This window comes from Janthinobacterium sp. RA13 (genome assembly GCF_000745325.1).
Lineage (GTDB): Bacteria > Pseudomonadota > Gammaproteobacteria > Burkholderiales > Burkholderiaceae_D > Janthinobacterium > Janthinobacterium rivuli.
This window is the reverse complement of sequence record NZ_JQNP01000001.1, coordinates 5,068,958-5,094,833: the sequence shown is the minus strand read 5'-3', so window position 1 is coordinate 5,094,833 and position 25,876 is coordinate 5,068,958. Positions and strand designations below refer to the sequence as shown.

The 25,876-nt window shown below is 62.9% G+C and carries 29 protein-coding genes; 12 read left to right on the top strand and 17 right to left on the bottom strand.

Annotation, left to right across the window (positions count from 1 at the left end; all coding sequences use genetic code 11):
* Nucleotides 1-9: 9 nt before the first annotated feature.
* The 3 genes from FG13_RS22565 to FG13_RS22555 are packed head-to-tail and all read left to right on the top strand — an operon-like array spanning nucleotide 10 to nucleotide 2,265.
* Nucleotides 10-804 carry a biotin--[acetyl-CoA-carboxylase] ligase gene (locus tag FG13_RS22565; RefSeq protein WP_035824509.1) on the top strand — a complete coding sequence of 265 codons (795 nt, stop codon included), beginning with the start codon at nucleotides 10-12 and terminating at the stop codon, nucleotides 802-804.
* 4 nt (nucleotides 805-808) lie between these two features.
* Complete coding sequence (locus FG13_RS22560) at nucleotides 809-1,567, top strand: type III pantothenate kinase (RefSeq protein ID WP_035824506.1); 759 nt, start codon at nucleotides 809-811, stop codon at nucleotides 1,565-1,567.
* On the top strand, nucleotides 1,561-2,265 hold the full coding sequence (locus FG13_RS22555; RefSeq protein ID WP_035824502.1) for an SPOR domain-containing protein: 705 nt from the start codon (nucleotides 1,561-1,563) through the stop codon (nucleotides 2,263-2,265). The genes FG13_RS22560 and FG13_RS22555 overlap by 7 nt, the downstream gene beginning before the upstream one ends.
* Here FG13_RS22555 and FG13_RS22550 read toward each other — a convergent pair whose 3' ends face one another.
* From FG13_RS22550 to FG13_RS22525, 6 genes are all read right to left on the bottom strand, one after another.
* Entirely contained in the window at nucleotides 2,266-3,309 is a 1,044-nt protein-coding gene (locus FG13_RS22550) for a septal ring lytic transglycosylase RlpA family protein (RefSeq protein WP_035824500.1), read from the bottom strand.
* The gene (gene rodA / locus FG13_RS22545; RefSeq protein ID WP_035824498.1) at nucleotides 3,309-4,424 is read right to left on the bottom strand and encodes a rod shape-determining protein RodA; all 1,116 of its coding nucleotides are present in this window, start codon (nucleotides 4,422-4,424) and stop codon (nucleotides 3,309-3,311) included. Before rodA ends, FG13_RS22550 begins: the two co-directional genes overlap by 1 nt.
* Nucleotides 4,425-4,432: 8 nt before the next feature.
* Complete coding sequence (gene mrdA / locus FG13_RS22540) at nucleotides 4,433-6,403, bottom strand: penicillin-binding protein 2 (protein ID WP_035824496.1); 1,971 nt, start codon at nucleotides 6,401-6,403, stop codon at nucleotides 4,433-4,435.
* A 12-nt stretch (nucleotides 6,404-6,415) separates the two neighbouring features.
* Complete coding sequence (gene mreD / locus FG13_RS22535) at nucleotides 6,416-6,928, bottom strand: rod shape-determining protein MreD (RefSeq protein WP_035824494.1); 513 nt, start codon at nucleotides 6,926-6,928, stop codon at nucleotides 6,416-6,418.
* Nucleotides 6,925-7,980, bottom strand: coding sequence for a rod shape-determining protein MreC (mreC, locus tag FG13_RS22530; protein WP_035824491.1), 1,056 nt, complete (start codon nucleotides 7,978-7,980; stop codon nucleotides 6,925-6,927). The genes mreD and mreC overlap by 4 nt, the downstream gene beginning before the upstream one ends.
* Before the next feature lie 108 nt (nucleotides 7,981-8,088).
* Nucleotides 8,089-9,132, bottom strand: coding sequence for a rod shape-determining protein (locus FG13_RS22525; protein WP_010393186.1), 1,044 nt, complete (start codon nucleotides 9,130-9,132; stop codon nucleotides 8,089-8,091).
* Between the two features lie 351 nt (nucleotides 9,133-9,483).
* Between FG13_RS22525 and gatC the strand changes: the two genes are divergently transcribed.
* The 6 genes from gatC to FG13_RS22500 all read left to right on the top strand — a co-directional run bounded on the left by gatC (nucleotide 9,484) and on the right by FG13_RS22500 (nucleotide 15,216).
* Nucleotides 9,484-9,786: an Asp-tRNA(Asn)/Glu-tRNA(Gln) amidotransferase subunit GatC gene (gatC, locus tag FG13_RS22520; RefSeq protein ID WP_034784699.1), complete on the top strand. Its 303-nt coding sequence runs from the start codon at nucleotides 9,484-9,486 to the stop codon at nucleotides 9,784-9,786.
* Between the two features lie 52 nt (nucleotides 9,787-9,838).
* On the top strand, nucleotides 9,839-11,323 hold the full coding sequence (gatA, locus tag FG13_RS22515; protein ID WP_035824489.1) for an Asp-tRNA(Asn)/Glu-tRNA(Gln) amidotransferase subunit GatA: 1,485 nt from the start codon (nucleotides 9,839-9,841) through the stop codon (nucleotides 11,321-11,323).
* Nucleotides 11,293-12,837 (top strand): Asp-tRNA(Asn)/Glu-tRNA(Gln) amidotransferase subunit GatB, encoded by a 1,545-nt coding sequence (gene gatB, locus FG13_RS22510; protein ID WP_268747030.1) that lies wholly within the window; start codon nucleotides 11,293-11,295, stop codon nucleotides 12,835-12,837. Before gatA ends, gatB begins: the two co-directional genes overlap by 31 nt.
* A 126-nt stretch (nucleotides 12,838-12,963) precedes the next feature.
* Nucleotides 12,964-13,761, top strand: coding sequence for a hypothetical protein (locus FG13_RS30215; protein WP_152598838.1), 798 nt, complete (start codon nucleotides 12,964-12,966; stop codon nucleotides 13,759-13,761).
* Between the two features lie 62 nt (nucleotides 13,762-13,823).
* Nucleotides 13,824-14,081, top strand: a complete 258-nt coding sequence (locus FG13_RS29640) for an energy transducer TonB (RefSeq protein WP_081922682.1) — start codon at nucleotides 13,824-13,826, stop codon at nucleotides 14,079-14,081.
* Nucleotides 14,082-14,178: 97 nt separating this feature from the next.
* Nucleotides 14,179-15,216 (top strand): oxidoreductase, encoded by a 1,038-nt coding sequence (locus FG13_RS22500; protein WP_035824482.1) that lies wholly within the window; start codon nucleotides 14,179-14,181, stop codon nucleotides 15,214-15,216.
* Nucleotides 15,217-15,222: 6 nt separating this feature from the next.
* Here the strand turns inward: FG13_RS22500 and FG13_RS22495 are convergent, their stop codons facing one another.
* From FG13_RS22495 to FG13_RS22475, 5 genes are all read right to left on the bottom strand, one after another.
* Nucleotides 15,223-15,552: a hypothetical protein gene (locus tag FG13_RS22495; RefSeq protein WP_051959363.1), complete on the bottom strand. Its 330-nt coding sequence runs from the start codon at nucleotides 15,550-15,552 to the stop codon at nucleotides 15,223-15,225.
* Complete coding sequence (locus FG13_RS22490) at nucleotides 15,552-16,016, bottom strand: carboxypeptidase-like regulatory domain-containing protein (protein ID WP_035824479.1); 465 nt, start codon at nucleotides 16,014-16,016, stop codon at nucleotides 15,552-15,554. Before FG13_RS22490 ends, FG13_RS22495 begins: the two co-directional genes overlap by 1 nt.
* Nucleotides 16,017-16,081: 65 nt before the next feature.
* Nucleotides 16,082-16,273 carry a YqaE/Pmp3 family membrane protein gene (locus FG13_RS22485; protein ID WP_035824477.1) on the bottom strand — a complete coding sequence of 64 codons (192 nt, stop codon included), beginning with the start codon at nucleotides 16,271-16,273 and terminating at the stop codon, nucleotides 16,082-16,084.
* Between the two features lie 95 nt (nucleotides 16,274-16,368).
* A complete protein-coding gene (locus FG13_RS22480; RefSeq protein WP_035824475.1) occupies nucleotides 16,369-17,238 on the bottom strand; it encodes an alpha/beta fold hydrolase in 870 nt (289 codons plus the stop codon).
* 21 nt (nucleotides 17,239-17,259) lie between these two features.
* Nucleotides 17,260-18,153, bottom strand: coding sequence for a LysR substrate-binding domain-containing protein (locus tag FG13_RS22475; RefSeq protein ID WP_035824473.1), 894 nt, complete (start codon nucleotides 18,151-18,153; stop codon nucleotides 17,260-17,262).
* 124 nt (nucleotides 18,154-18,277) lie between these two features.
* Here FG13_RS22475 and FG13_RS22470 point away from each other — a divergent pair, with 124 nt between their 5' ends.
* Together FG13_RS22470 and FG13_RS22465 are read left to right on the top strand one after the other, a co-directional pair.
* Nucleotides 18,278-19,021, top strand: a complete 744-nt coding sequence (locus FG13_RS22470; protein ID WP_035824471.1) for a sulfite exporter TauE/SafE family protein — start codon at nucleotides 18,278-18,280, stop codon at nucleotides 19,019-19,021.
* Nucleotides 19,009-19,263 (top strand): GNAT family N-acetyltransferase, encoded by a 255-nt coding sequence (locus FG13_RS22465; RefSeq protein ID WP_035824468.1) that lies wholly within the window; start codon nucleotides 19,009-19,011, stop codon nucleotides 19,261-19,263. The genes FG13_RS22470 and FG13_RS22465 overlap by 13 nt, the downstream gene beginning before the upstream one ends.
* On the opposite strand, the gene pyrE is transcribed toward FG13_RS22465, so the two are convergent.
* On the bottom strand, nucleotides 19,260-19,922 hold the full coding sequence (pyrE, locus tag FG13_RS22460; RefSeq protein ID WP_035824465.1) for an orotate phosphoribosyltransferase: 663 nt from the start codon (nucleotides 19,920-19,922) through the stop codon (nucleotides 19,260-19,262). The two genes, FG13_RS22465 and pyrE, sit on opposite strands and share 4 nt — an antisense overlap.
* A 109-nt stretch (nucleotides 19,923-20,031) precedes the next feature.
* On the opposite strand from pyrE, the gene FG13_RS22455 reads away from it, so the two are divergent.
* Nucleotides 20,032-20,808, top strand: a complete 777-nt coding sequence (locus FG13_RS22455; RefSeq protein ID WP_034749399.1) for an exodeoxyribonuclease III — start codon at nucleotides 20,032-20,034, stop codon at nucleotides 20,806-20,808.
* A gap of 103 nt (nucleotides 20,809-20,911) precedes the next feature.
* Here FG13_RS22455 and FG13_RS22450 read toward each other — a convergent pair whose 3' ends face one another.
* The 5 genes from FG13_RS22450 to metX are packed head-to-tail and all read right to left on the bottom strand — an operon-like array spanning nucleotide 20,912 to nucleotide 25,765.
* On the bottom strand, nucleotides 20,912-21,814 hold the full coding sequence (locus FG13_RS22450) for an RluA family pseudouridine synthase (RefSeq protein WP_035824463.1): 903 nt from the start codon (nucleotides 21,812-21,814) through the stop codon (nucleotides 20,912-20,914).
* 1 nt (nucleotide 21,815) lies between these two features.
* Nucleotides 21,816-22,718, bottom strand: coding sequence for a M48 family metallopeptidase (locus FG13_RS22445; RefSeq protein ID WP_035824460.1), 903 nt, complete (start codon nucleotides 22,716-22,718; stop codon nucleotides 21,816-21,818).
* Nucleotides 22,699-23,958 carry an AmpG family muropeptide MFS transporter gene (locus FG13_RS22440; protein WP_035824457.1) on the bottom strand — a complete coding sequence of 420 codons (1,260 nt, stop codon included), beginning with the start codon at nucleotides 23,956-23,958 and terminating at the stop codon, nucleotides 22,699-22,701. Before FG13_RS22440 ends, FG13_RS22445 begins: the two co-directional genes overlap by 20 nt.
* A complete protein-coding gene (gene metW / locus FG13_RS22435; RefSeq protein WP_034749410.1) occupies nucleotides 23,958-24,569 on the bottom strand; it encodes a methionine biosynthesis protein MetW in 612 nt (203 codons plus the stop codon). The genes FG13_RS22440 and metW overlap by 1 nt, the downstream gene beginning before the upstream one ends.
* Nucleotides 24,566-25,765: a homoserine O-succinyltransferase MetX gene (gene metX, locus FG13_RS22430; RefSeq protein ID WP_081922681.1), complete on the bottom strand. Its 1,200-nt coding sequence runs from the start codon at nucleotides 25,763-25,765 to the stop codon at nucleotides 24,566-24,568. Before metX ends, metW begins: the two co-directional genes overlap by 4 nt.
* Nucleotides 25,766-25,876 lie beyond the last annotated feature (111 nt).

The window sequence follows — 25,876 nt, the reverse complement described above, 5'->3', positions numbered from 1 at the left end:
CCGACCACCATGACGAAGCACTCAGACTTGAACAGCGCGGCCATCGCCGCCCATTGCGCCACGGGCGCCTCCCACGTGGCCATCGAAGTGATCGATGAAACTGGATCGACCAATGCCGACCTGCTGGCGCGCTGCGCCACCCTGGCCGGCCCCACCCTGCGCATCGCCGGCCAGCAGACGGCCGGACGGGGGCGCGCCGGGCGGCCGTGGGTATCGCAGCCGGACGCCAGCCTGATGTTCTCGCTGGCCTGGCGCTTCAAGGGACCGCTGCATCAGCTGGTGGGATTGCCGCTGGCCGTCGGCGTGGCGCTGGCCGAGACCATGACGGCGCTGGGCGTGCCGGTGCAGCTGAAGTGGCCGAACGATATGCTCAAGGATGGCCATAAACTGGCCGGCATCCTCGTCGAGACGCAGCAGGCAGCGGACGGCGGCGTGTGGGCCGTGATCGGCTGCGGCATCAATCTGCTGATGCCCGATGCACTGGAACGGCAGATCGGCCGCAGCGTCTCGGCCGTGCCCTGGCTGGCACAGATGGAGCGCAATACCCTGGTGGCGGCCCTGCTCAGCCGCCTGGCCGGCGTGCTGGCCGAATTCGACGACACGGGCTTTGCGCCGTTTGCCGAACGCTGGAACGCACTGCACGCCTGGCAGGGCCAGCACGTGAAAATCCTCGACAACGGCCAGCTGCTGCAGCAAGGTGTGGCGGCCGGCGTGGACCACCTGGGCCGCCTGCTGCTGCGCAGCGATGACGGGCTGCAGGAAGTCATGTCCGGCGACGTGTCCTTGCGCCTGATTGGGGAGTAAGCGCATGCTGCTGCTGATCGACGCCGGCAATACGCGCATCAAATGGGCACTCGTGGCTGCCGACAGTGCCGCCGGCGGCTGGCTGGCCAGCGGCGCCGTCGCGCATGCGCAGATCGACACCCTGGCCGCGCAGTGGGCGACACTCGCCATCCATGAGGTGCTGCTGTCGAACGTGGCCGGCACCGTCATCGGCACGCGCCTGCGCGCCATGCTGCCGGTCGTGGCCCGCGACTTTGTCTCGCTGCCGCAGCTGGCAGGACTGACGAACGGCTACCGCACGCCATCGCAGCTGGGCTGCGACCGCTTTGCCGCCGCCATCGGCGCGCACGCGCTGGCACCCGGCCAGGCCGTCATCGTCGCCAATTGCGGCACGGCCACCACCATCGACGCCATCACGGCCGACGGCGTTTTCCTTGGCGGGATGATCTTGCCGGGACTGGGATTGATGGCCAGCTCGCTGGCGCGCAATACGGCGCAACTGCCGCAAATCGCCAGCGACGCCGCGCTGCCGGCCGGCTTTGCCGACAACACGGACGACGCCATCCTCTCCGGCTGCCTGGCGGCCCAGGCGGGCGCCATCGAACGGGCCGTGCGCATGCACGGCGCCAGCGCCTGTCTGTTGTCGGGCGGCGCCGCAGCACGCATCGCGCCGGCCCTGGCGCTGGCGGTACCGCTGCACCTGGTCGATAATATCGTCATGCTCGGCCTGCAGGCGGCCGCGCGCGCCGGGGCCGCAGGAACACAAGGAAACCACGTATGCTGAAATTCGTCTTCTGGCTGCTGGCCGGAGTCAACCTGCTGGTGCTGGCCATCGGCCAGGGCTATCTGGGCAGTTTTCGCACGGAGACGCGCGAACCGGCGCGCCTGAAAAACCAGCTGCAGGCGAATAAACTCACCTTGCTGACGCAGGCGCAGGCCACGGCGCCCGCGGCGCCGCCAGCCTCCGAAGAAGCCGCGACGCCGGCGGCAGCGGCAGCGGCACCGGCGCCACCGACATCGTATGCCTGTACGGAAGTGGGCAATTTCCTGCTGGCGGACGGGCGCCGCTTCGAGGCGCAAGTGGCGGCGCTGGACCTGGGCGACCGCCAGTCGCGCCGCAACGTGGCCGGCCAGGACATTTCCAGCTATATGGTGTACATCCCGCCACAGGGCAGCAAGGAAGGCGCCGACCGCAAGGCCGGCGAATTGAAGCAGCTGGGCGTGACGAATTACTTCATCATGAATGAAAGCAGCCCGCTGCGCTGGGGCATTTCGCTGGGCGTGTTCAAGTCGGAAACCAGCGCGCAAAGCCAGCTGGCTTCACTCAACAAACAGGGCGTGCACAGCGCCCGCGTCGCACCGCGCTACAGCGCCAGCAAGCAGTTCGCCTACCAGTTCCGCGACCTCGACGCCGCCACGCGCGCGCGGCTGGAGAAAATCAAAACGCAATTCCCGGAGCAGGAATTGCGCAGTTGTAAGTAGCTAGCGTTGGATGACGATAGGCTTGATGCCTGTCGATTCCGGTAAATTCGCCGCCGCCCGTGCCGCTTCGGCGCGGCTGGAGAACGGTCCGCCGTACAGGCGGAACAGGTTACCAGCCTGCACCACGCCCAAGGTACCGAGGCCCGCCGCATACGGCGCCAGGCGCGAACGTCCCGATTCCGCATTGTCGGCGCGCGAGTAGGCGCCCAACTGCAGATAAAAGCCGCTGGCCAGCGCCGCCGGTGCCGGCATGGCCACCGTCGCATCGACGGGCAGCATCTGCGACGACACTTCCGGCTGCACCACGGCGCCCGTTTCCACGGGCGTGTCGATGGAGATGGCCACCACGGAAGGTACAGGCTTCGGCGCCGCACGGGCCGCCAGGATGGCGTCGATATCGGCTGGCAGCAGGCGTTCGACGACCACCTGGTGGCTGCCCTTGCCAAGGAAGCCCAGTTTCAGCGCCGCCGTGTAGGACACGTCGATGACGCGCGTGGCGTGGAACGGGCCGCGGTCGTTGATGCGCACGATCACCTGCTCGCCGCTGTCGATGCTCGTCACGCGCGCATACGATGGAATCGGCAAGGTCGGATGGGCCGCCGTCATCTTGTACATATCGTAGATTTCGCCCGACGAAGTGCGCTGACCATGGAATTTCTTGCCATACCAGGTACCCGTGCCCTTCTGCTTGAACGGTTCGTTGTCGGTGATCGGCGTGTACGTCTTGCCGAAGACGACATAGGGGCGGTTCGAGCGCGTCGAATACGGCTCGTTGCGCACTTCCGCGTCGGGCACGTCGCGCAGGTTGGCGGGCGGATTGTCGCCCGGGCCATCATCCTTGTAGTAGCCGCCGCGCCCGGAGCCGGCCGCCGGCAATACCGGCAGGGTGGGATCCTGGCGCACGGGCACCTTGACCTTGCCGCCGGATGGCAGCGGCACGTTATTCGATGCGGGCTTTTGCGGCGTGGTGCCACAGGCGGCCAGGGTCAGCAAAGCGGCCAGGCTCAATCCGCGCATGGCGAAGGTATCGAAAGGCGCGCGCATCAGGTCTGCACCAGCTTGCGGTGGCGCTGAATGCTCATCAGGATACCGGTGGCCACGCCCAGGGTCAGCAGCGCGGTGCCGCCATAACTGAGGAATGGAAGGGGTACGCCGACCACCGGCACGATGCCGCTGACCATACCCATATTAACGAAGGCGTAAGTAAAGAAAATCATGGTGATCGCTCCTGCCAGCAGGCGAGTGAAAAAACTGGGGGCGTTGGCGGCGATCATCAGCCCCCGTCCCACCAGCAGCAAATACATCAGCATCAGGATCAAGTTACCAACCAGGCCGAATTCCTCGGAATACACGGCAAAAATAAAATCGGTCGTGCGTTCCGGAACAAACTCCAGGTGGGCTTGCGTGCCGTGCGTCCAGCCCTTGCCCGTCATGCCGCCGGAACCGATGGCGATGATGGACTGGATGATATGGAAGCCCTTGCCCAGCGGGTCCTTGGTCGGGTCGATCAGCATCATCACGCGGTCGCGCTGGTAATCATGCAGGTGCGACCAGGCAATCGGCAGGCAGGAAACAAAGGTGATCAGCAAGCCGGCCAGCACCTTCCAGGACAGGCCGGCCAGGAAGATGACGGTAAAGCCGGCCGCCACCACCAGCAGCGCCGTGCCCAGGTCGGGCTGGCGCGCGATCAGATAGACGGGCACCAGCAACAGTATCGCCGCCATCAGGAACGATTTCCAGCGCAGGGCGCCCGCATTGTGCTGGAAGAACCAGGCCAGCATCAGCGGCGTGGCGATCTTCAGGAATTCGGACGGCTGGATGTCGATCACGCCGATATGCAGCCAGCGCCGCGCACCGAGCTTGATGGTGCCGAACAGCGCCACGGCCACCAGCAAGATCACCGATACCGTGTACGCCGGCACGGCGATGCGCATCATCATCTGCGGCGTGACGTTGGCCGCCACCCACATGACGAAAAAGCACAGCAGGATGTTGCGCAGGTGATCCTCGATCTTGCCGGGAATGCCGATGCTGGCCGAATACAGTGTCAGCAGGCTGGTACTGAGCAGCATCAGGATGATGATCATCAGCGGCGGATCGAACACCGCCAGATAGGGTTTGGCGCGCCGCCACAGCGAGCGCCTCTCGTTAATGGGCATGTGCTTCCTTATTGCCTGGCAGGAGTCGCCGGGGCGGCCTGCTCGTCAGTGATTTCTTCCAGGGTGCGCACTTCGTCGACATCTTCCTTGGGCACCTTGGTGGTGTCTTTTTCCTTGTCGCTCGGACGCTTGCCCAGCAGGTAGTAGTCGAGCGCCTTGCGCGCGATCGGGGCGGCCACGCCGGCGCCGAAGCCCGCGTTTTCCACCACGATGGCAATCGCGATACGCGGCTTGTCGGCCGGCGCGAAGGCCGTAAACAAGGCGTTGTCGCGCAGGCGCTCGGCCAGCAGCTTGGCATTGTACTTCTCGTTTTTCTTGATGCCCACCACCTGCGCCGTCCCCGTCTTGCCGCCCACCGTGTACTGCACGCCGGTGAAGATGCGCGCGGCCGTGCCGCCCTGCTCGCTGGTCACGCCGACCATGGCGCGCTTGATGGTGTCGATGTTTTCCTGCTTGAGCGGAATGCGGTAGCTTTCCTTGGGTACCGTCAGGGTGCGCGCGCGCGTGGCCGCGTCTTCGATGATTTTCACCAGATGCGGCTTCATCACCACGCCGTTATTAGCCAGGTTGGCCGTCGCGTGGGCGATCTGCAGCGGCGTATACGAGTTGTAGCCGGAACCGTTACTCACCGAAATCGTGTCGCCGCCCACCCATTTTTTCTGCTGCGGCGTCTTGAAACGGTTGCGCTTCCATTCCGTCGACGGCAGCACGCCCGTCTTTTCGTTATTCAGGTCGATGCCCGTCAGCTGGCCGAAACCGAACGGCTTCATGAAGTCGTGGATGGCGTCGATGCCCATGTCGCGGCCCAGCTGATAGTAATAGGTGTTGCACGAGACGACGATGGACTTGTGCATGTCCACCGTGCCGTGGCCTCCCACCTTGTCGTCGCGGAAGGTATGGCCGCCGAGGATGAAGAAACCGGGATCGGAAATCGACTGGCTCGGCGTGCGCTTGCCCAATTCGAGTGCGGCCAGCGCCATGAAGGGCTTGAAGGTCGAGCCGGGCGCGTAGGTGCCGGACAGGGGCCGGTTGACCATCGGCCGGTCCAGCGAGGTATTGAGTTCATTCCAGCTTTGCTGGTCGATGCCGTCGACGAACAGGTTGGGATCGTAGCCAGGCTTGGAGACGTAGGCGAGAATGTCGCCCGTGGCCGGGTCGATGGCCACGGCCGCGCCGCGCCATTCGCCGAACGCTTCCTCGACCACTTTTTGCAGTTCGATGTCGATCGACAGGATCAGGTTATTGCCGGGGGTGGCCGCCGTGCGCGACAGGGTGCGCATGGCGCGCCCGCCGGCCGACACTTCCACTTCTTCATAGCCGGTGGTGCCATGCAGCTGCTTCTCGTAGCTTTTTTCCAGGCCTTCCTTGCCGATATGGTCGGTGCCATTGTAGTTGGCCGCGTCCTCGCCCTCTTCCAGCGCCTTGGCTTCGTTGCGGTTGATGCGGCCGATGAAGCCCACCACGTGCGAGGCCACCTCGCCCATCGGATACTGGCGGAACAAGCGCGCCTGTACCTCGACGCCGGGGAAGCGGAAACGCTGCGCCGTGAAGCGCGCCACTTCCTCGTCCGTCAATCGCGTGCGCAGCGGCACGCTGACGAAGTTCTTCGATTCTTCCAGCAGCTTCTTGAAACGGCGGCGGTCCTTGATGTCGATCTGCACCAGGGTCGACAGCTCGTCGATCACGGAATCGAGGCTGGCGCTCAGTTTCGATGGCGTGATTTCCAGCGTATAGGCCGAGTAATTGCGCGCCAGGACCACGCCGTTGCGGTCGAGGATCAGGCCGCGCGTGGGCACGATCGGCACCACGGCGATGCGGTTGTCCTCGGCCTTGGTCGCATAGTCCTCGTGCTTGATCACCTGCAGCCAGATGAAGCGCGCCAGCAGCAGCGAAAAGCAGACGAAGACGAGCGCGCCCAGGATGGTCAGGCGCATGCGGAAGAAATGCAGTTCGCGCTCGGTGTTCTTGAGTTCAGTCATGGCAGGCGCTCGTCAGATCGGACGGTTATGGTCGCGGTCCACGGCGCGACGCTGCGGTGCCAGCAAGATCCACGTCACAAAAGGCCACAGGGCCACGGCGACGAAGCTCTCGATGAAATTGAGCCAGCCGGGGAAGCGGCCCGAAACGATCAGCCGCGTCAGCAATTGCAGCGCCTGCGTCAGCAGCAGCAGCGGCAGCACGTGCAGCGCCTGCGTCAGGATGGGGAACCACAGCACGCGGCGGTGCATCATGATGGCGAAGTACGACAGCAAGGTGTAGGCCAGCGCATTCTCGCCCAGCAGGGTCGAGTCGTGCACGTCCATCATGAGGCCCATGAAGAACGCCACGCCGATGCCGACCTTGCGCGGCTGGTGGATGCCCCAGAAGACCAGCACCAGCGCGACGAAATCAGGCACGCCGACGAACTGCCCCCACGGCAGCAGATTCAGCAAAAAAGCGCACAGCAGGGAAAACCCGATGAACAGGGGGCTGACCGGCAGCAGGATGTAATGCGGGCGGTTCATCGTGTCGCTTCCTTCGGTGGCACGGCGGCGGGTGCGGGCGCTGGCGTCGCAGGTTTTGCGGGCGCGGGCGCAGCCGCGTTGGCGGCAGGCGGCTTGGCGGCAGGCGCGGCGGCAGGCACCGCAGCGGCGGCATCCTTGGCCGGATCCTTGATCGGCGCCATCTTGCCGGCGATCTTGCGGCCCGTCTTGATATCTTCAGCGGGCGGACGCGGTGGAATCTCGGGCGACGTCATCAGGATGAGCAGCTGGGTGTTGCGTTCGATGCCGGCCAGCGGCTGGCACACGACGCGGCCGAACGGGCCATGCGCATTGCGCTCGACCAAGGTCACGCGCGCCACGGCCAGGCCGGCAGGATACAGGCCGTCGAGGCCCGAGGTAATGACGATGTCGCCGATCTGGATGTCGGCGCTGGGGGCCGTGAAGCGCAGCTCCATGGTGCCGGACTTGCCGCGCCCGATGGCCACGCTGCGCACGCCATTGCGCAGCAGCTGCACGGGAATGGCCTGCTCTTCATCCGTCAGCAAGGTCACTTCGGAGGTGAACGGGAACACGCGCGTGACCTGCCCCACCACACCGAGGTTGTCGATCACCGGGCGGCCCAGTTCCACGCCATGCTGGATGCCCCGGTCCAGCACGATCTTGCGCGTGGCCGAATCGCGCGTGTCATACAGCACTTCAGCCATCATGGTCTTGACGGGGACGCGCTCGCGCGCTTCCATCAATTTGCGCAGGTGGTTGTTTTCAACGATGTTGAGCTGCGCCTGCTGCAGGATCTGCGCCGAGGCGATTTGCTCATGCTTTAGGTCGCGCACCTGTTTTTCCAGGGCGGACAGCGAAGAAAAGTAATTGCCGACGCCAAGTGCCACGTCGCGCGGCACCAGCGCCGCCATCTGCACCGGATACAGCACGGTGCCGACTGCCTGGCGCACGGCCGTCAGCGCGTGCATGCGCGAATCGACCAGCAGCAGGGCGATAGAAATGCCGGCGAACACCATCATCTTGACGCGGGCGGAGGCGCCTTGTTTGAAAAGTGGCGGAGGACTGTATTCCATGACTTCCAATGATCAGGCCAGGCGCAGTGCGCCAACGTGCAGGCCCCGGTCAAACGCCGGCGCCAAAACCAAAAAAAGGCCGGATTGGTTTCCGGCCCTTCTGTCAGATTATTCGTAGGAGAAGATCGAGCCGAGCTTGTCCATACGTTCCAGTGCCATCCCGGAACCGCGCACCACGCAGGTGAGCGGGTCCTCGGCCACCAGCACCGGCAGGCCGGTTTCCTCCATCAGCAGGCGGTCCAGGTCGCGCAGCAGTGCGCCGCCGCCCGTCAGCATCATGCCTTTTTCGGCGATGTCGGCGCCCAGTTCCGGCGGCGTCTGTTCCAGCGCGTTCTTCACGGCCGAGACGATGTTGTTCAACGGGTCGGTCAGCGCTTCGAGGATCTCGTTGCTGGAGATGGTGAACGAACGCGGGATGCCTTCGGACAGATTGCGGCCCTTGACTTCCATTTCCTTCACTTCCGAGCCAGGGAAAGCCGAACCGATGGCCTTCTTGATGGCTTCAGCCGTCTGTTCGCCGATCAGCATGCCGTAGTTGCGGCGGATGTAGTTGACGATGGCTTCATCGAATTTGTCGCCGCCGACGCGCACGGAACCCTTGTAGACCATGCCGCCCAGCGAAATGATGCCCACTTCGGTGGTGCCGCCGCCGATGTCGACCACCATCGAGCCGGTCGCTTCGGACACGGGCAAGCCCGCGCCGATGGCCGCGGCCATCGGTTCTTCGATCAGGTACACCTGCGAGGCGCCAGCGCCGAGGGCCGATTCGCGGATCGCGCGGCGTTCGACCTGGGTCGAACCGCACGGCACGCAAATGATGATGCGCGGCGATGGACGGAAGAATTTCGAGTCGTGCACCATGCGGATGAATTGCTTGAGCATTTGCTCGGTCACGGTGAAGTCGGCGATCACGCCATCTTTCATCGGACGAATCGCTTCGATATTGCCCGGCACTTTGCCCAGCATCTGCTTGGCTTCCTTGCCGACTGCCTGAATGGTCTTCTTGCCATTCGGACCGCCTTCCTGGCGGATGGCGACAACGGATGGCTCGTCCAGGACGATACCGAGGCCGCGTACATAAATAAGGGTGTTGGCCGTGCCCAAGTCAATGGCCAGATCGGTGGAGATATACCTGCGTAAAAAACCAAACATGAGTGTCCTGTAGCGCATCGAGCTGCGCAAAAGCTGTTTATGGGGAGTTTCAAAGCGGGCGCTTTCAGGCACCCTGAAAATCCGTGGAGGCGATTTTTTCGGGTTTCGCTTGGCGCTTGCGCAATCTTTTCTATGCTGCGGCAGCGGTCCATCAGCGCCGGCAACGCATTAACCCGCCATTCTACCTTATAATTTGAATGCGATTTGCTCAAAAACCATGGAAAAGTGCGACTCTTGCAGCCGCGAGTTACGCGGCATTCCTCGATTTTTGTGAGCAAAATAGCAGTAAATACCCGCGTTTTATCAAAACGCCAACTTAATACTAATGCGCGGCACTCCGCGCCATTCGCCATGTCCCTGACACTCTCCGACGTAAAACGCATCGCCCACCTGGCCCAACTTGAAATGGCCGACGACCAGGCCGTCACGTCTTTGGCCCAATTGAACAAGATTTTTGCACTCGCGGAACAAATGCAAGCTGTCAATACCGATGGCGTGGCGCCCCTGAGCCACCCACTGGCCGCGCACATGGACAATATCGCCCTGCGCCTGCGCGAAGACATCGCCACGGAACAAAACCGCCGCGACGCCTACCAGGCCGTGGCGCCGAAGGTACAGGATGGCCTGTATCTCGTGCCAAAAGTGATCGAGTAACTGCGCCGCTCCATGCTGTTGCCTTCCCGTCGAATATCAAAATAGAAACGCCATGCATACAAAATCCATCAAACAGCTGTCCACGCTCTTGCAGAACAAGGAAATTTCCGCCGTTGCGCTGGCGACGCATTTCCTCGACCGCATCGCAGCGGACAACTCGAACGCCTTCTTGCACGTCGACCGTGCCCTGACCCTGGCGCAAGCTGCCGAAGCGGATGCACGCATCGCCGCCGGCACGGCCACGCCGTTGACGGGCGTGCCGATCGCGCACAAGGACTTGTTCGTCACGAAAGGCTGGCGCACGACGGCCGGCTCGAAAATGCTGGCCGACTACGCCAGCCCGTTTGACGCCACCGTGGTGGAGAAATTCCAGGCGGCCGGCATGGTCACCTTGGGCAAGGTCAATTGCGATGAATTCGCCATGGGCTCCGGCAACGAGAATTCGGCCTTCGGCGCCGTGCAAAATCCGTGGGACAAAAACGCCGTACCGGGCGGCTCGTCCGGCGGCTCGGCGGCGGCCGTGGCGGCTGGCCTGACACCGGCGGCCACCGGCACCGACACGGGCGGCTCGATCCGCCAGCCTGCCGCTTTTTGCGGCATCACCGGCATCAAGCCGACGTATGGCCGCGTCTCGCGCTTCGGCATGATCGCCTTTGCCTCGTCGCTGGACCAGGGCGGCCCGATGGCCCGCTCGGCCGAAGACTGCGCCCTGCTGCTCACGGCCATGGCCGGCTTCGATGAGCGCGACTCGACCAGCCTGTCGCCGGAACAGGGCGGCGTGGCGGAAGATTTTTCGCGCGAGCTGGGACAGCCCCTCACGGGCCTGCGCATCGGCGTGCCGCGCGAATACTTCGGCGAGGGCCTGGCCAAGGACGTGGAAGCGGCCGTGCGCGGCGCGCTGGCGCAGTATGAAAAGCTGGGCGCCACCCTGGTCGACATCTCGCTGCCGAACACGGCCCTGTCGATTCCCGCCTACTACATGATCGCCCCGGCCGAAGCGTCGTCGAACCTGTCGCGCTACGACGGCGTGCGCTACGGCCACCGCGCCACCGAGTACAAGGATTTGCAGGACATGTACAAGAAGTCGCGCGCGCAGGGCTTCGGCCCGGAAGTGCAGCGCCGCATCATGGTCGGCACCTATGTGCTGTGCCACGGCTACTACGACGCCTACTACCTGAAGGCGCAAAAGATCCGCCGCCTGATCGCGCAGGATTTCGACGCCGTCCTGAATGGCCCGAACGCCGTCTGCGACGTCATCATGGGACCTGTCGCGCCGACCGTCGCCTGGGACCTGGGCGACAAGACGGACGACCCGGTGGCGAACTACCTGGCCGACATCTACACCCTGTCGACCAGCCTGGCCGGCCTGCCCGGCATGTCGATTCCATGCGGCTTCGGCGTAGGAGACAAGAATGGCAAGCGCCCCGTCGGCCTGCAAATCATCGGCAATTACTTTGGCGAAGCCAGTCTGCTGAACGTGGCCCACCAGTTCCAGCAAGTGACGGACTGGCATACGCGCAGCCCTGCCGGTATTTAATAAGAACAGACGCGCCGCCCAGGCGGCGCCACCAAAAAATAAGCGAGAACACTATGCAATGGGAAGTCGTCATCGGTCTTGAGAACCACGTGCAGCTCACGACCGAATCCAAAATTTTCAGCGGTTCGCCGATCAAGTACGGCGCCGACGCCAACACGCAAGCGAGCCCCGTCGACCTGGCGCTGCCAGGCGTGCTGCCGGTGATGAACAAGCAAGCCGTCGACCGCGCGATCCGTTTTGGTTTGGCCGTGGGCGCCACCGTCGCGCCGCACTCGGTCTTCGCGCGCAAAAACTATTTTTATCCGGATTCGCCCAAGGGTTACCAGATCAGCCAGTTCGAAGACCCCGTCGTCATCGGCGGCGCCCTGACCTTCGGCTACGAGAAGGATGGCGAATTCGTCACCAAGACGGTCAACCTGACGCGTGCCCACCTGGAAGAAGACGCCGGTAAATCCCTGCACGAAGACTACGCGGGCATGAGCGGCATCGACTTGAACCGCGCCGGCACGCCGCTGCTGGAAATCGTCTCGGAACCGGAAATCCGCAGCGCCGCCGAAGCCGTGGCTTACGCCAAGGCGCTGCACTCGCTGGTCATGTGGCTGGGCGTTTGCGACGGCAACATGCAGGAAGGTTCGTTCCGCTGCGACGTCAACGTGTCCGTGCGCCCCGTCGGCCAGAAGGAATTCGGCACCCGCTGCGAAATCAAGAACCTGAACTCCTTCCGTTTCATCGAAGAAGCCGTGCACGTGGAAGTGCGCCGCCAGATCGAACTGATCGAAGACGGCGGCAAGGTCGTGCAGGCGACGCGTTTGTACGATCCGGACCGTAAGGAAACGCGCGAAATGCGCAGCAAGGAAGACGCCCAGGATTACCGCTACTTCCCGGACCCTGACCTGCCGCCGCTGGTCATCTCGCAAGCGTGGATCGATACCGTCAAAGCCTCGATGCCGGAACTGCCGGCCGCCATGCGCGCCCGTTTCATCAGCGAATACGCGCTGCCGGACTACGATGCGCTGGTGCTGACGCAGTCGAAAGCCATGGCGACTTACTTCGTCGCCGTGGTCGACAAGGCCGGCAAGGAAAACGCCAAGGCCGCCGCCAACTGGCTGATGGGCGACGTGTCGTCGACCCTGAACCGCGAAGGCGTGGACCTGGACGACGCCCCCGTCTCCGCCGCGCAGCTGGCCGCCATGCTCAAGCGCATCGCCGATGGCACCATCTCGAACAAGGCGGCAAAGGAAGTCTTCGCCGGCATGTGGGAAGCGAAGTCCAGCGACGAAAACCTGGTCGACGCCATCATCGACGCCAAGGGCCTGAAGCAGATTTCGGATACTGGCGCCCTGGAAGCCATCGTCGATGAAGTACTGGCGGCCAACGCCAAGTCGGTGGAGCAGTACCGCGCCGGCAAGGAAGCGGCCATCAACGCGCTGATCGGCCAGGCCATGAAAGCGTCCAAAGGCAAGGCCAACCCGGCCCAGCTGACGGAACTGCTGAAGGCCAAGCTGGCGGGATAAAAATCTATCGCAATATCAATAACGATCACGCAATGCATAGCGCCTCACAATTCATCTATTGTGAGGCATTTTTTTTGGCGGAAAATGCTGTTTAGGCATCCGATAGCGATATGAAAGAAGCACATCATGGTAAACGATAGGATGTTGGATATTAATTACGATTGTTCAGGCCCCACATTTATATCACTAGCCAAAAAAATTGAAATTTCCAATACAATTTTTTTCGACAAGACTTATGAACTTGAAATAGCCAGACTACAGGATGGAATAAACATACTCTATTCGATGACTTCACGGTTTACTTGGTTACTGGGCAATCCCATTGGCGCCGACCTGAATCAAGCCAATACAGTTATATTTTCAGCCATTCACAAGAACCTGATTGCACTTTATAGCTGCGTTAAATTAACACGCCTTGGCTTATATGGCCCAGCAAGATCAACCCTACGTCATATATTTGAGGCATTGCTAATAGCGAAATTTTTCTCCGTTAGCAACGACATCACGATCTATGAAAAATGGAAGGAGGGTGGAGTGATTTATCTTAAAAATGGAATTCTCAAGAAAATTTCACACCCAAACATAGATGCAATAGACGAATTTTGGGGGTTAATGTCTGAATACTCGCATGCCACAATTTACGCACAACAGGCAGCGCTTAACGTTCAAGTTGAGCCAGACGAGGTGCCATTAAATTTGGTATATTTAAATGTTATGTTGGACTGTCTATATCATTTAGTTAATCGCCATTTTATTACGCCGTCGATGAGCTACTATGCGAATAAATATGTCAAAGGACCGAACACTCTTCCTGCATTAAGGAAGAAAATGCGCCTAATACTTAAAGAAACACGGGCTCCGCTCTTACCTCGACCAAGGCAAATCATTTCATCATACAATGCGACCTGGAAGCTCAATCCGTAGTTGAACCACACTCGCTTTAGCCAGACGGCCAACGAGAAAATCTTACGTCACGTATCCAATGATTGCTACTCCACATTTCACAAACGTTGAACTGGAAAGGCCTTTGGGTGCAGTCGAACGAAACCAGTGTCGTCTTTTGGTCTGATGTAAATGAGAACGGCAAGGTCATATCATCCAGCATGCTCAAAAGCAGCGGCCACCCCGCCCTCGACGAGGCGGCGCGCAGCGGCATTGCCAAGTGCACGTTCAAGCCAGCCCTCGCTGGCGGCAAGCCTGTCAGCGCCAGCGTCAAGGCGCAATACGTCTGGAGTCTGAAGTAATGTCTGGGCGGCGGCAGCGCAGCAACATCGCAGCAGCGCTGCCGCCGCCCGCTTGCGGGTATGATCATGGATTCTTCCACGCACCTGTGAACACGCCATGAACAAGATCAAAACCGGCCTGGTCGGCTACGGCTTTGCCGGCTCCACCTTCCACGCTCCCGTCCTGTCCACCATCGATGCCCTGGAACTGACGGCCGTCGCTTCGAGCAAGCCGGAGCTCGTGCACAAGGATTGGCCGCACGCCACCGTGTATGCGCAGCCCGCGCAGCTGTTTGCCGATCCATCCATCGAACTGGTCGTCATCGCGGCGCCCAACGAGGTGCATTTCAGCCTGGCGCAAGCGGCCCTGCAGGCTGGCAAGCACGTGGTGGTCGACAAGCCATTCACCATTTCCAGTGCCGAGGCGCAGAGCCTGATCGCGCTGGCGAAGGAACGCAAGCTGGTGCTCAGCGTGTACCACAACCGGCGCTGGGATGGCGATTTCCTCACCCTGAAAGCGCTGCTGGCACAGGGTACCCTCGGGCGCATCGCCAGCGTCGAATCGCACTTCGACCGTTTCCGCCCCGAGATCCGCCAGCGCTGGCGCGAGTCCGGCGCACCGGGTGGCGGCTTGCTGTACGACCTGGGTCCGCACATGCTGGACCAGGCCATGCAGCTGTTCGGCATGCCGGAAAAGCTGTACGCCGATATCGCCCTGCAGCGCGAGGGCGCGCAAGCCGTCGACTACATGCACATTGTGTTGCACTACGACCGGCTGCGCGTGGTGCTGCAAGCGGGCTGCCTTGTAAAAGCGCCGACGGCGCGCTTCGCCGTGCATGGCGACAAGGGCAGTTTCGTGAAGTTTGGCCTCGACCCGCAGGAAGACGCCCTGAAGGCGGGCGGCAGGCCGGGGCAGCCCGGCTGGGGCGCGGATCCCGTGCGCGGCGCGCTGCATTTGGACACGCAGCCGGACGGCCAGTTCGAGCACCTGGAGATGCAGGCAGGCCGCTACCAGGACTTTTACCAGGGCATGGCCGACGCCATCCGTCACGGCGCAGCGGCGCCCGTGGCGGCCGTAGATGCGGCGGCAACGATACGCCTGATTGAACTGGCGCTGCAAAGCGCCGCCGAAGGGCGCGTACTCGCGGTCAGCTGATCGGGTTCAGTTGATGACGAAGGCCAGCACCACGGCGCCCAGCGCCAGCAGGGCCAGGCCGCAGATGAACAGCAGCTCGCCCCACCATTCGTAGCGCAAGCGCGACTGGCCGGGGCGCAGCGACATGAACGAGAGCACGGCGCTGACGAGAAAGACGATGGCATCGACAGCCAGCAGCTTGTCGATGGCCACGCGCACCTCGCCGCGTGGCGCCAGGTGGCCGATCGACAGCACCGTCATGCACACGCCCACCATCGTCGCCGAGGTGGGCAGGATATGTGCCGACAAACCCCGCGCCGACAAGCCCTGTTCAGGTGCCTTGCCGTCGCCAGCCATCAGGATTTCCCTTGATTCGTTCCCGCCGGCCAGACCAGTTCCACCCGCGCGGAACTGCCCGCCTTGACCTGCACCTTGCGCTCCAGTGTCTTGCCGGCCAGGGTGGCGCTCAGGCTGTAGCTGCCCGGTGCCAGTTTCGCCAGCAGGAACGGTCCGCTGGCCGTCGTTTCCAGCACTGGCGCGCCCTTGGCGTCGCGTATGGTCAGCTTCACGTCGGAGGCAAATTCCGCCTTGCCCGCCGCCTGCACGGAAAACACGAGGCTCAAGGGCCAGTGCCGGCTGGCGCTCTTGATGGCCGTCGATTCATCGAGGCCGATGCCGCCACTCAGGTATTCCACCGCCCCGCTTTTCTGCACGGGCGGCAGTGCGCTGTCGCTTTGCGCCTGCGCCGCACTTCCCAGCAACAGCCCGGCGGCCAGCATTGCCGCCGCCAGGGTCAGGGTACCGCGTCGGTCTGGTGCCATCTCACTCTCCTCATGTCGGTTGAATCAAGATAGGAAGCGCAGCTTAAACAAGACTTAGCCCCGCATCAGCGCCGGCGCATGGCCTCGGCGATCTTCTGGTCCGTCTTGTACTGGCTCAGCGAATACACGGCCCAGATCGCCGCCGGCAGCCAGCCGATCAGGGTGATTTGCAGGATCAGGCAAATGATGCCGGCGATCGGACGGCCGATCGTGAAAAAGGTCAGCCACGGGAGTATCAGGGCAATCAGCAAGCGCATCGTTCATTCCTTGAGTATTCCCCTGTGCCGCGGGGACCGGGCCGGCATGCGCCGGCGGTCAATTCAGTGAATCCGATTATAACGATACTGGCGCCTCACGGCGCTACGGGTGCCAGCAGTTTCTCCATCCACGCCAGGATGGCGGCAAAGATCACGTCGCGGTTCACTTCATTGAAATTCTCGTGATAATTGGCTGGATAGTAGTGATAGTCGAGCAGGCCATCGGGCACGCTGCGCAGCATGCTTTCCGTGGCGCGGCTGTCGGCCAGCTTGTCGTCGCCGGCCACCACGGCGAACAGGGGGAAGCGCCAGCCGGACAAGCCGCCCGCCAGCTCCTTTTGCGCCGACGTCAAGGCATGGGCAAAGCGCACCGACGCCGCACTGGCGCGGATGCCGTCACGCTCATCCTGGAAATGGCGCGCGGTGATGGTCTGATCGTGCGTCAGCAGCATGGTCAAGTTCCCCAGCGGCACCTTCATCGTCGGGAAGCGCTGCGCCAGCCAGCCGGACAACATCTGCAGCACCTTCGGCACGGGAATCGCATTCACGTAATACGGCGACGAGATGATGAAGCCTTTGATCGCCGCATCGCCCGCAAAGCGCCGCAAGCCCAGGTGCGTGGCGATCAGGCCGCCCATGGAATGCCCCATGACGAAGATAGGCACGCCCGGATACGTGGCCTTGACCCACGCGAGGAACAATTCCTCGTCGTCGAGGAAGGCATCGAACGAAGGGATATCGACCTTGCGCTGGCCATCGTGGCCCACCATGTCGAAGCTGACGGTGGCGACGCCGTGCTGGCGGAAATACAGCGCCGGCGTGACGTAGTCGCCCGCATGCGCCATGCCGCCGTGGATCGCCAGGATCACGGCGCGTGGTGGCGCTGCTGGCTGCCAGATGTGGATCGGCCGCTCAACCTGGTCGCTGCACCGCAGGCTGGCCATCTTGTCTTCTGAAAAACGCATCGCTGCTCCTGTCATGCCCTGTCACGCCTTCAGATGATCGATCAACTGGCGCGCATACAGGGGTAATTCACTGAACTGGCGCACGCAGATCGTGAGATTGCGTACCGACCAGGGATCGGATAATTCCAGGCAGCGCAGCGCCATCGTCTGCTGGCAGCGGCTGGCCGCCGCCAGCGGCACCACGCTGATGCCCACGCCGCTGGCCACCATGCGGCAGACTGCATCGAAGCTGCGCAGGCGCACGCGCACCTTCAATGGGCGCCCCAGGCGCGCCGCATGCATGCCCAGGTACTGCTGCATCGCGCTGTCGTCGGCCAGGCCGATGAAATCGTGATCCAGCACGCTGGCAAAGTCGACGACGCCATCCTGGCCGAGCGCGCGATGGTGCACGCCGTCGGCCGCGGCGATGACCACCAGCCGGTCGGGGCGAAACAAAAACGTCTGCAAGCCGCGCATGTCGACCGAATCGGACACGATGCCCATGTCGGCCAGTCCTTCCGAGACGGCCTTGACGATATCGTAACTGAGGCGCTCTTCCAGGTCGATGGTCAGGTTCGGATGCCGGTCGAGAAAAGCACCGAGCGCCTCGGGCAAAAATTCGCTGAGCGCGGCCGTATTGCACAGCAGTCGCAACTGCCCTTTCAAGCCGCGCGCAAATTCACCGAGCTCGCCGCGCATTTTCTCCATTTGCAGCAGCACCAGGCGCGCGTGATGCAGCAAGGTCTGGCCCACTGGCGTCGGTTCCACGCCGCGCCGGCCGCGCAGCAGCAAGGGCATGCCCAGCATCTCTTCCATGCCGCGCACGCGCCCGCTGCTCGACGCCAATGCGAGATGGCTGCGCGCGGCCCCCGCCGTCAGGCTGCCCGCCTCCACCACGTTGACAAACAGCTGCAAATCGACCAGATCAAAGCGCATGGCGGCCCTCCTTTTCGCCATCTTATCAGCCTTCGCATTTAACTAAGGCTGACTCAAAATAATCCGCCTTGGCGAAAGTGTCTGGCAAGCGCAGAATCCACGCAGTTCACTGTGGATAAAAAAGATGGAGACCTCATTCCTGCTGGCCGTCGGCGCCAGCTTCCTCGTCGCTGGCTTCGTCAAGGGCGTAGTCGGACTGGGCTTGCCGACGGTGGCCATGGGCACGCTCAGCCTCGTCATGCCGCCCGTGCAGGCGGCCGCCCTGCTGATCGTGCCATCGATGGTGACGAACGTCTGGCAGCTGGCGGCCGGCCCCGGCCTGCACGCCCTGCTGCGGCGCCTGTGGCCCATGCTGGCCGCCGTCATGGTGGGTACCCTGGCGGGCGGCGCCCTGCTGCCGAAGGGCAGCGGCGCCTGGGCCGTCGTCGCGCTGGGCGTGGCGCTGATGCTGTATGCGCTGGCGGGATTATTCTCGCTGCAGCTGCGCGTGCCGGCGCGGCACGAAACGTGGCTGGGGCCCGTCGCGGGCGCGGCGACGGGACTGGTGACGGCCGCCACGGGCGTGTTCGTCATCCCCGCCGTGCCGTATCTGCAGGGACTGGGGCTGGCGCGCGATGGGCTGGTGCAGGCGCTGGGCCTGGCGTTTACGGCATCGACCGTGGCGCTGGCGGCCAGCCTGGCCCTGCACGGCGACTTCAGCCTCGGCGCGGCCGGCGCTTCCGCCTATGCGCTGCTGCCAGCGCTGGCCGGCATGCTGGCTGGTCAATGGCTGCGCGGGCGCATCGCGCAGCCAGTATTCAAACGGTGCTTTTTTATCGGGCTGTTTGCTCTGGGCTTGCACGCGGCGGTCAAACCATGGCTGGCGTGATGCGGATAGACTGGCAAGGGGACAGCGCGCTGTGCGCGTGGATCGACGGCCAGCAGGTGGCCATGCTCGACATCAGCAAGTGCGCGAACGGGGTGACGGTGAACATGCTGTTCGTGAAGCCGCCATTCCGCCGGCGCGGCATCGGCGGCGCGCTGCTGCGGCGGCTGTTGCAATGCCATCCGCAAGCTGCCGCCGCCTGCAGCGACGCGCGGCTGCGGGCGCTGCTGGAGAGGACGACTTAAATACCGTAGCGGGTGCGGTAGGCGGAAACAGCCTCTTTGTGCTTCAGCAATTCCGGATCGGCGCCCGCGCCATTCAGGTAGCCGAACAAGTCGTCCAGGTTGCCGATCGAGATGACGGGGATGCCATACTGTTTCGACACTTCCTGCACCGCCGAACTTGGCGACAGCTGGCCGTCCGGGCCGGAACGCTCCATGCGGTCCAGGGCGATCAGCACGGCGCATGGCTCGGCGCCGGCGGCGCGTATCATGTCCACCGATTCGCGCACCGACGTGCCGGCCGAGATCACATCGTCAATGATGACGACTTTGCCATGCAGCTTGGCGCCGACGATGGTGCCGCCTTCGCCATGGTCCTTGGCTTCCTTGCGGTTGAAGGCGAACGAGGTGTTGCGGCCCTTGCCGGCCAGCGCCACGGCGGTGGCCGACGCAAGAGTGATGCCCTTGTAGGCGGGACCGAACAGCATGTCGAATTCCACGCCCGAGTCGAGCAGGGTCTGCGCGTAGAACTGCGCCAGTTCGGCCAGGGTGGCGCCGTCATGGAACAGGCCCGCATTGAAGAAGTACGGCGATTGACGCCCGGCCTTGGTGGTGAACTCGCCAAACCGCAAGACTCCCTTGGATACTGAAAACGCGATAAACTGCTGGCGTAAATTATTCACATTAGCCTCATTTTTTAAAAGTGCCTGTATTTTAATCCGCGCGCACCGGCGAGACAATCGCCATGCCGCGCCCGCCGGCCCCGTACAACGCCCTTTTCACTCTCGACCTATGCCAAAAATTATTTCCGCCAACCTGAACGGTATCCGTTCCGCCGCCAAAAAAGGCTTTTTCAACTGGATGGGCACGCAGACGGCCGATTTCATCTGCGTGCAGGAATTGAAGGCGCAACTGCCCGACATGACGCCGGAATTCCTCAACCCGCACGGCTACCATGGCCATTTCCACTATGCAGAGAAAAAGGGTTACTCCGGCACGGGCGTGTACAGCAAGGTCGAACCGGACGCCGTGCATATCGGTTTCGGCAGCCCTGAATTCGACGCCGAAGGCCGCTACGTGCGCTGTGATTTTGGCAACCTGTCCGTCATTTCCGTGTATTGCCCGTCCGGCTCGTCCGGCCCCGAGCGCCAGGAAGCCAAGTTCCGCTTCATGGAGCTGTTCCTGCCGCATCTACTCGAATTGAAGGCGCTGGGCCGCGAAGTGGTCATCTGCGGCGACTGGAACATCGCCCACCATGAAATCGACCTGAAGAACTGGAAGGGCAACAAGAAAAATTCCGGCTTCCTGCCGGAAGAGCGCGCATGGCTGACGCGCGTCTTCGACGAAGTGGGCTTTGTCGACGTGCACCGCGGCCTGGACAAGCGCGAAGACCAGTACACGTGGTGGAGCAACCGCGGACAAGCCTATGCGAAAAACGTGGGCTGGCGCATCGATTACCACGTCGCCACACCCGGCATCGCAGCCCAGGCGCATACGGTCAGCGTCTACAAGGACGAGCGTTTTTCCGACCATGCGCCCTTGATCATCGATTACACGATCAAGGGCTGATCTTTGACACGTCGCGGGTGGTGTCGGCTTACGCGCTTCGCGCTAAGCCGACCTACGCCTGATCTGCCGACAACATGGTTGACACGCCAATTGGGGTGACGGGTTACGCCAGCGTGCGCCGGCTTTCAAAGTGGCGCGGCTCGCCGCTCAGAGGGTCCGTGAAATCGATGGCCCGCGCCAGCAGCTGCAAGGGCTGCGACATGTCGTCTTCCTTGCACGGCAGGGCCACCGGGTAAAACGCATCGTTGACGATGGGGATGCCCAGCGACGCCAGGTGCACGCGCAGCTGGTGCTTGCGGCCCGTGTGCGGCTGCAGCCGGTACAGGTTGACGTCGCCGCGCTCTTCGATCACCTCGATGATGGTTTCCGAATTCGGCTCGCCCGCTTCCTCGCGCATGAGGAAAAACTGCTCGCCCTCGACCATGCGGCTGCGGTAGGTAATTGGAAAATCGCGCCCCGCCAGCACGGGCGCCAGCGCCTCGTACGTCTTGCGCACTTCGCGGCGCTGGAACAGCGACTGGTAGGCGCCACGGCTGGCCACCTGGCGCGAAAAAATCACCACGCCAGCCGTCTCGCGGTCGAGGCGGTGGATCGGCGTCAGCTCGGCGCAATCCAGGTTTTTCTTCAGCCGCGTCAGCAAAGTCTCCTGCACGAAGCGACCGGCCGGCGTCATGGGCAGAAAGTGCGGCTTGTCGACCACCACCAGGTGTTCATCCTGGAACAGGATAGCTTCCTGGAAGGGGATCGGTGTTTCCCGTTCCAGCTCGCGGTAGTAAAAAATGCGCATGCCGCGCCGGTATGCGCTATCGGGCGCCAGCACGGCGCCGTCCCCGTTGACCACCTCACCGCGCGCCATGCGGTCCAGCCATTGCGCCGCGCTGATCTGCGGATAGCGTTCGAGCAGAAACGACAGCATGTCGGGCCACTGCCCGTCCGGCAGCCACAGGTAGCTGGGCGCCACGCCGTCGCGCATGGGCAAGGGTGCGGCGGTGTGGCGGCTGGACATCCTAGCGCTGCGCGATGGCGTTACTGCGGTATGGCGGCAAGGCGTCCACGCTGACGCCTTTGCTGCGCGCGTACAGGGGCAGCACTTGCGCCATGTGGCTGTTCATCTGCGAAATGCGGTCCTTGCCCGACGGGTGGGTCGAGAGGAATTCCGGCGGCGCACCCGCGCTCACGGCCGCCATCTTCTGCCACAGCACCACGCCGGCGCGCGGATCGAAACCGGCGCGCGCGGCCAGGTCCATGCCGATCAGGTCCGCTTCGCGTTCATCGTCGCGCGAGAACTTCAGCATCACGCCCTTGGCCGCCATGTTCGTGGCGGTGCTGGTCAGGTTCGGGTCGACGCCGAGCCAGGCCGACAGGCCCGCGCCCACCAGCTTCGAGCCGACGGCGGCCAGGTTGCCCTTGCCGGCCTGCGCCTGCGAGTGTTCGCGCAGGGCATGCGAAATTTCATGCCCCATGACGACGGCCACTTCATCGTCGGTCAGGTTCAGTTTGGTGATGATGCCGCTGTAAAAAGCGATCTGCCCGCCCGGCATGCAAAAGGCGTTGACCTCGTCCGAGTTGAGCAGGTTGATCTGCCAGTTCCAGCTGGCCGCCGCCTCATTCCAGCGCGTGGCGAACGGGATGATGCGCTGGGCGATGGCACGCAGGCGTTTCACCTGCGGATCGCTGTCCGGCACCAGCGCATTTTTTTCCTTCGCTTCGTTGACCAGCTGCGTATATTGCTGCTTCGATTCCGCATTGAAATCGGCGCCGCCGGCAAAGATGCGCGTACTCGACAAGGGACGCACCTTGATGCCATCCTGTACCGTCGCCTGCTGGGCGTGGACGGACAGGGGCGCCAGCGCGGTGGCCGCGCACAGGCTGGCCAGGACGGTGTAACGTTTAAGGGATATTGGTGCCATTGGCAGACCTCCATGGAGCGATTTTAGGCAGCATCATCATGGCCGGGAAGGCCAGGAAGAAGCACACGATGAAAAACGAGAACCAGCCCAGCTCGGCGACGAGGAAACCCACCGAGGCGTTGATCAGGGTGCGCGGCACGGCGCTCAGGCTGGAAAACAAGGCATATTGCGTGGCAGTGTAGCGCGGGTCCGTGCTGCGCGACAGGAACGCGACAAAGGCGGCCGCGCCCAGGCCCAGGCTGGCGAAAGCTTCAAAACCGATCACGGCGCTCAATAGCATGGTGTTCGGCCCCACCTGCGCCAGCCAGGCGAAGCCCAGAATCGCGATCGCCTGCAATGCGCCAAACACCCACAGCCCCCGGTTGATGCCCAGCTTGAGCATCCACACACCGCCCACCACGCCACCGGCCAGACTGGCCCAGAAACCCGTGGTATTGGCGGCCAGGCCGATCTGCGTCATGCTAAAACCCAGGTCAAGGTAAAACTTCGTCGCCAGCGCCGTGGCCATGCTGTCGCCGATTTTGTAGAGTAATACGAAGGCGAGGATCCACATTGCGTTACGCCAACCATCGCGCGCGATGAATTCCTGGAACGGCAGAATGATCGCTTCGCGCATGGTCTTCGGCGGCGAGCCGTACACGGTGGGTTCCTTGATCAGCAGGGTGCAGACAAACCCCGGCAGCATGAAGGCGGCCGTGATCCAGAAGACGGGCTGCCACGGCATGCGGTCGGCCAGGATCAGCGACAGCGCGCCCGGCACCATGCCCGCCACTTTATACGCGTTGACGATGGCGGCCGCGCCCAGGCCCTGCTCATTGTCGGAAAGGATTTCGCGCCGGTAGGCGTCGATGACGATGTCCTGGCTGGCCGACAGGAAGGCCACGCCGCCGGCAGCGGCCGCGATCAGGCCGATCTGCGTGAGCGGGTCCAGCATGCCCATGCCGCCGATGGCAAAGAACAGCGCCACTTGCGTGAGCGCCATCCAGCCGCGCCGCCGTCCCAGTCCCAGGATGCGGTAGCGGTCCATCAGGGGCGCCCACAGGAATTTCCAGATGTAGGGGAACTGCACCAGGGCGAACAGCCCCAGCGCCTTGACGTTCAGGCCCGACTTGGCCAGCCATGCCTGCAGCAGATACAGCAGGATGAACAGGGGCAGGCCGGAACTGAAGCCCAGCACCAGCACGGCCAGCATGCGGCCATTGGCATGGGAACGCCATCCTGGCGCCGGGCTTTTGCTCATCAATGCACCGCTTTTTTACGCAGGCGGAAGACGGCCAGGTCGCCGCGCAGATTCGGCAGCACGGAGACCATCTTGCCTTCGGCCAGGGCCACGCATTCGATCACTTCCAGGCCGCATTCCTCGGCCAGTTCGCGGAAGTCGTTGATGGTTGCGCAGCGCACGTTCGGCGTGTCGTACCACTGGTAGGGCAGCGATTTCGACACGGGCATGCGCCCTTTCAGCAGCGCCACGCGGTGCGGCCAGTAGGCGAAATTGGGGAACGAGACGATGGCTTCGGCGCCCACGCGCACGATGTCGCGCAGCAGCGGCTCGACCTGCTTCATCATCTGCAGGGACGACAGGCACAGCACCGTATCAAAACTGTTGTCGCCAAAAATCGACAAACCCTTTTCCATGTCCTGCTGGATCACGTTCACGCCACGGCGGGTGCTGGCCAGCACCTTGTCGTCGGCAATCTCGATGCCATAGCCGCTGCACTCCTTGTCGCTTTGCAGATATTGCAGCATCACGCCTTCGCCGCAGCCCACGTCCAGCACGTGCGCGTTGTTCGGCACCCAGTGGGCGATGAAGGCCAGGTCGGGGCGCAGCGCGCTCAATTCGTCAAAAGTCATGCGGTCTCCTTGGCGCCCTGGCGGACGGCGGTGTGCTGTGCGGGAGCGGGCAAGCCCGCGCCGATGTCGTTCCATACCTGGCCATAATAGGCGCGCACCATGTTCATGTAGCGCGCGTCTTCCAGAAGGAAGGCGTCGTGGCCGTGCGGCGCGTCGATTTCCGCATAGGTCACCTGGCGGCGGTTGCAGACGAGCGCCTCGACGATTTCGCGGCTGCGCTCGGGCGAGAAGCGCCAGTCGGTGGAAAACGAGGCGAGGAAGAACTTGGCCTTCGTGCCGGCCAAGGCCTTGGCCAGGTCGCCGCCATGCGCGCGCGCCGGATCGAAGTAATCGAGCGCCTTGGTAATGAGCAGGTAGGTGTTCGCGTCGAAGTATTCAGAGAACTTGTCGCCCTGGTAGCGCAGATACGATTCGATCTCGAAATCGATACCGAAGCCGAATTTGTAGTCGCCCGTCTGCGCCGCGTCGCGCAGCTTGCGGCCGAATTTTTCCGCCATGTCGTCATTCGACAGATAGGTGATGTGGCCCACCATGCGCGCCACGCGCAAGCCATTCTTCGGCACCACGCCGTGCGCATAGAAGTCGCCGCCATGGTAATCGGGGTCGGACAGGATGGCCTGGCGCGCCACGTCGTTGAAGGCGATGTTTTGCGCGGACAGCTTGGCCGTCGAGGCGATCACCACGCAGTGGCGCAGGCGCTCGGGGAACATGATGCTCCACGCCAGCGCCTGCATGCCGCCCAAAGACCCCCCCATCACGGCGGCGAACTGGGTGATGCCCAGTTCATCGGCCAGACGCGCCTGCGCGCTGACCCAGTCTTCCACCGTGACGACGGGGAAAGCGGCGCCATACGGCTTGCCGGTGGCGGGATTGGTGTGCATGGGGCCCGTCGAGCCGAAGCAGGAACCGAGGTTGTTGACGCCGATGACGAAGAATTTGTCCGTGTCGAGCGGCTTGCCGGGACCGACCATATTGTCCCACCAGCCCGTGCTTTTCGGCTCGTCCGCGTAGACGCCGGCCACGTGGTGCGAGGCGTTCAGGGCGTGGCAGACCAGCACCGCGTTCGATTTGTCGGCGTTCAGGGTGCCGTAGGTTTCATACATCAACATATAGTCTTGCAGCGATGCGCCGCTTTGCAGCTGCAAGGGTTGCGCAAAATACATGGTTTGCGGCGAAACGATTCCAATGGATGACATGTGTGTCGGTTTATAAAAGGGGGGCGGCCCCACGGGCCATGGTCGATGCAGCACCGCGATGATAGGTGCTGCAACTTTAGCACCAGGACACCTCTTGCCGCGCGCGAGGTG

Excerpts from the sequence above, each read along its gene's own strand:
- FG13_RS22565 (WP_035824509.1), top strand. The coding sequence starts at position 10 with ATGACGAAGCACTCAGACTTGAACAGCGCGGCCATCGCCGCCCATTGC.
- FG13_RS22560 (WP_035824506.1), top strand. The coding sequence starts at position 809 with ATGCTGCTGCTGATCGACGCCGGCAATACGCGCATCAAATGGGCACTC.
- FG13_RS22555 (WP_035824502.1), top strand. The coding sequence starts at position 1,561 with ATGCTGAAATTCGTCTTCTGGCTGCTGGCCGGAGTCAACCTGCTGGTG.
- FG13_RS22550 (WP_035824500.1), bottom strand. The coding sequence starts at position 3,309 with ATGCGCGCGCCTTTCGATACCTTCGCCATGCGCGGATTGAGCCTGGCC.
- rodA (WP_035824498.1), bottom strand. The coding sequence starts at position 4,424 with ATGCCCATTAACGAGAGGCGCTCGCTGTGGCGGCGCGCCAAACCCTAT.
- mrdA (WP_035824496.1), bottom strand. The coding sequence starts at position 6,403 with ATGACTGAACTCAAGAACACCGAGCGCGAACTGCATTTCTTCCGCATG.
- mreD (WP_035824494.1), bottom strand. The coding sequence starts at position 6,928 with ATGAACCGCCCGCATTACATCCTGCTGCCGGTCAGCCCCCTGTTCATC.
- mreC (WP_035824491.1), bottom strand. The coding sequence starts at position 7,980 with ATGGAATACAGTCCTCCGCCACTTTTCAAACAAGGCGCCTCCGCCCGC.
- FG13_RS22525 (WP_010393186.1), bottom strand. The coding sequence starts at position 9,132 with ATGTTTGGTTTTTTACGCAGGTATATCTCCACCGATCTGGCCATTGAC.
- gatC (WP_034784699.1), top strand. The coding sequence starts at position 9,484 with ATGTCCCTGACACTCTCCGACGTAAAACGCATCGCCCACCTGGCCCAA.
- gatA (WP_035824489.1), top strand. The coding sequence starts at position 9,839 with ATGCATACAAAATCCATCAAACAGCTGTCCACGCTCTTGCAGAACAAG.
- FG13_RS30215 (WP_152598838.1), top strand. The coding sequence starts at position 12,964 with ATGGTAAACGATAGGATGTTGGATATTAATTACGATTGTTCAGGCCCC.
- FG13_RS22500 (WP_035824482.1), top strand. The coding sequence starts at position 14,179 with ATGAACAAGATCAAAACCGGCCTGGTCGGCTACGGCTTTGCCGGCTCC.
- FG13_RS22495 (WP_051959363.1), bottom strand. The coding sequence starts at position 15,552 with ATGGCTGGCGACGGCAAGGCACCTGAACAGGGCTTGTCGGCGCGGGGT.
- FG13_RS22490 (WP_035824479.1), bottom strand. The coding sequence starts at position 16,016 with ATGGCACCAGACCGACGCGGTACCCTGACCCTGGCGGCGGCAATGCTG.
- FG13_RS22485 (WP_035824477.1), bottom strand. The coding sequence starts at position 16,273 with ATGCGCTTGCTGATTGCCCTGATACTCCCGTGGCTGACCTTTTTCACG.
- FG13_RS22480 (WP_035824475.1), bottom strand. The coding sequence starts at position 17,238 with ATGCGTTTTTCAGAAGACAAGATGGCCAGCCTGCGGTGCAGCGACCAG.
- FG13_RS22475 (WP_035824473.1), bottom strand. The coding sequence starts at position 18,153 with ATGCGCTTTGATCTGGTCGATTTGCAGCTGTTTGTCAACGTGGTGGAG.
- FG13_RS22470 (WP_035824471.1), top strand. The coding sequence starts at position 18,278 with ATGGAGACCTCATTCCTGCTGGCCGTCGGCGCCAGCTTCCTCGTCGCT.
- FG13_RS22465 (WP_035824468.1), top strand. The coding sequence starts at position 19,009 with ATGGCTGGCGTGATGCGGATAGACTGGCAAGGGGACAGCGCGCTGTGC.
- FG13_RS22455 (WP_034749399.1), top strand. The coding sequence starts at position 20,032 with ATGCCAAAAATTATTTCCGCCAACCTGAACGGTATCCGTTCCGCCGCC.
- FG13_RS22450 (WP_035824463.1), bottom strand. The coding sequence starts at position 21,814 with ATGTCCAGCCGCCACACCGCCGCACCCTTGCCCATGCGCGACGGCGTG.
- FG13_RS22445 (WP_035824460.1), bottom strand. The coding sequence starts at position 22,718 with ATGGCACCAATATCCCTTAAACGTTACACCGTCCTGGCCAGCCTGTGC.
- FG13_RS22440 (WP_035824457.1), bottom strand. The coding sequence starts at position 23,958 with ATGAGCAAAAGCCCGGCGCCAGGATGGCGTTCCCATGCCAATGGCCGC.
- metW (WP_034749410.1), bottom strand. The coding sequence starts at position 24,569 with ATGACTTTTGACGAATTGAGCGCGCTGCGCCCCGACCTGGCCTTCATC.
- metX (WP_081922681.1), bottom strand. The coding sequence starts at position 25,765 with ATGTCATCCATTGGAATCGTTTCGCCGCAAACCATGTATTTTGCGCAA.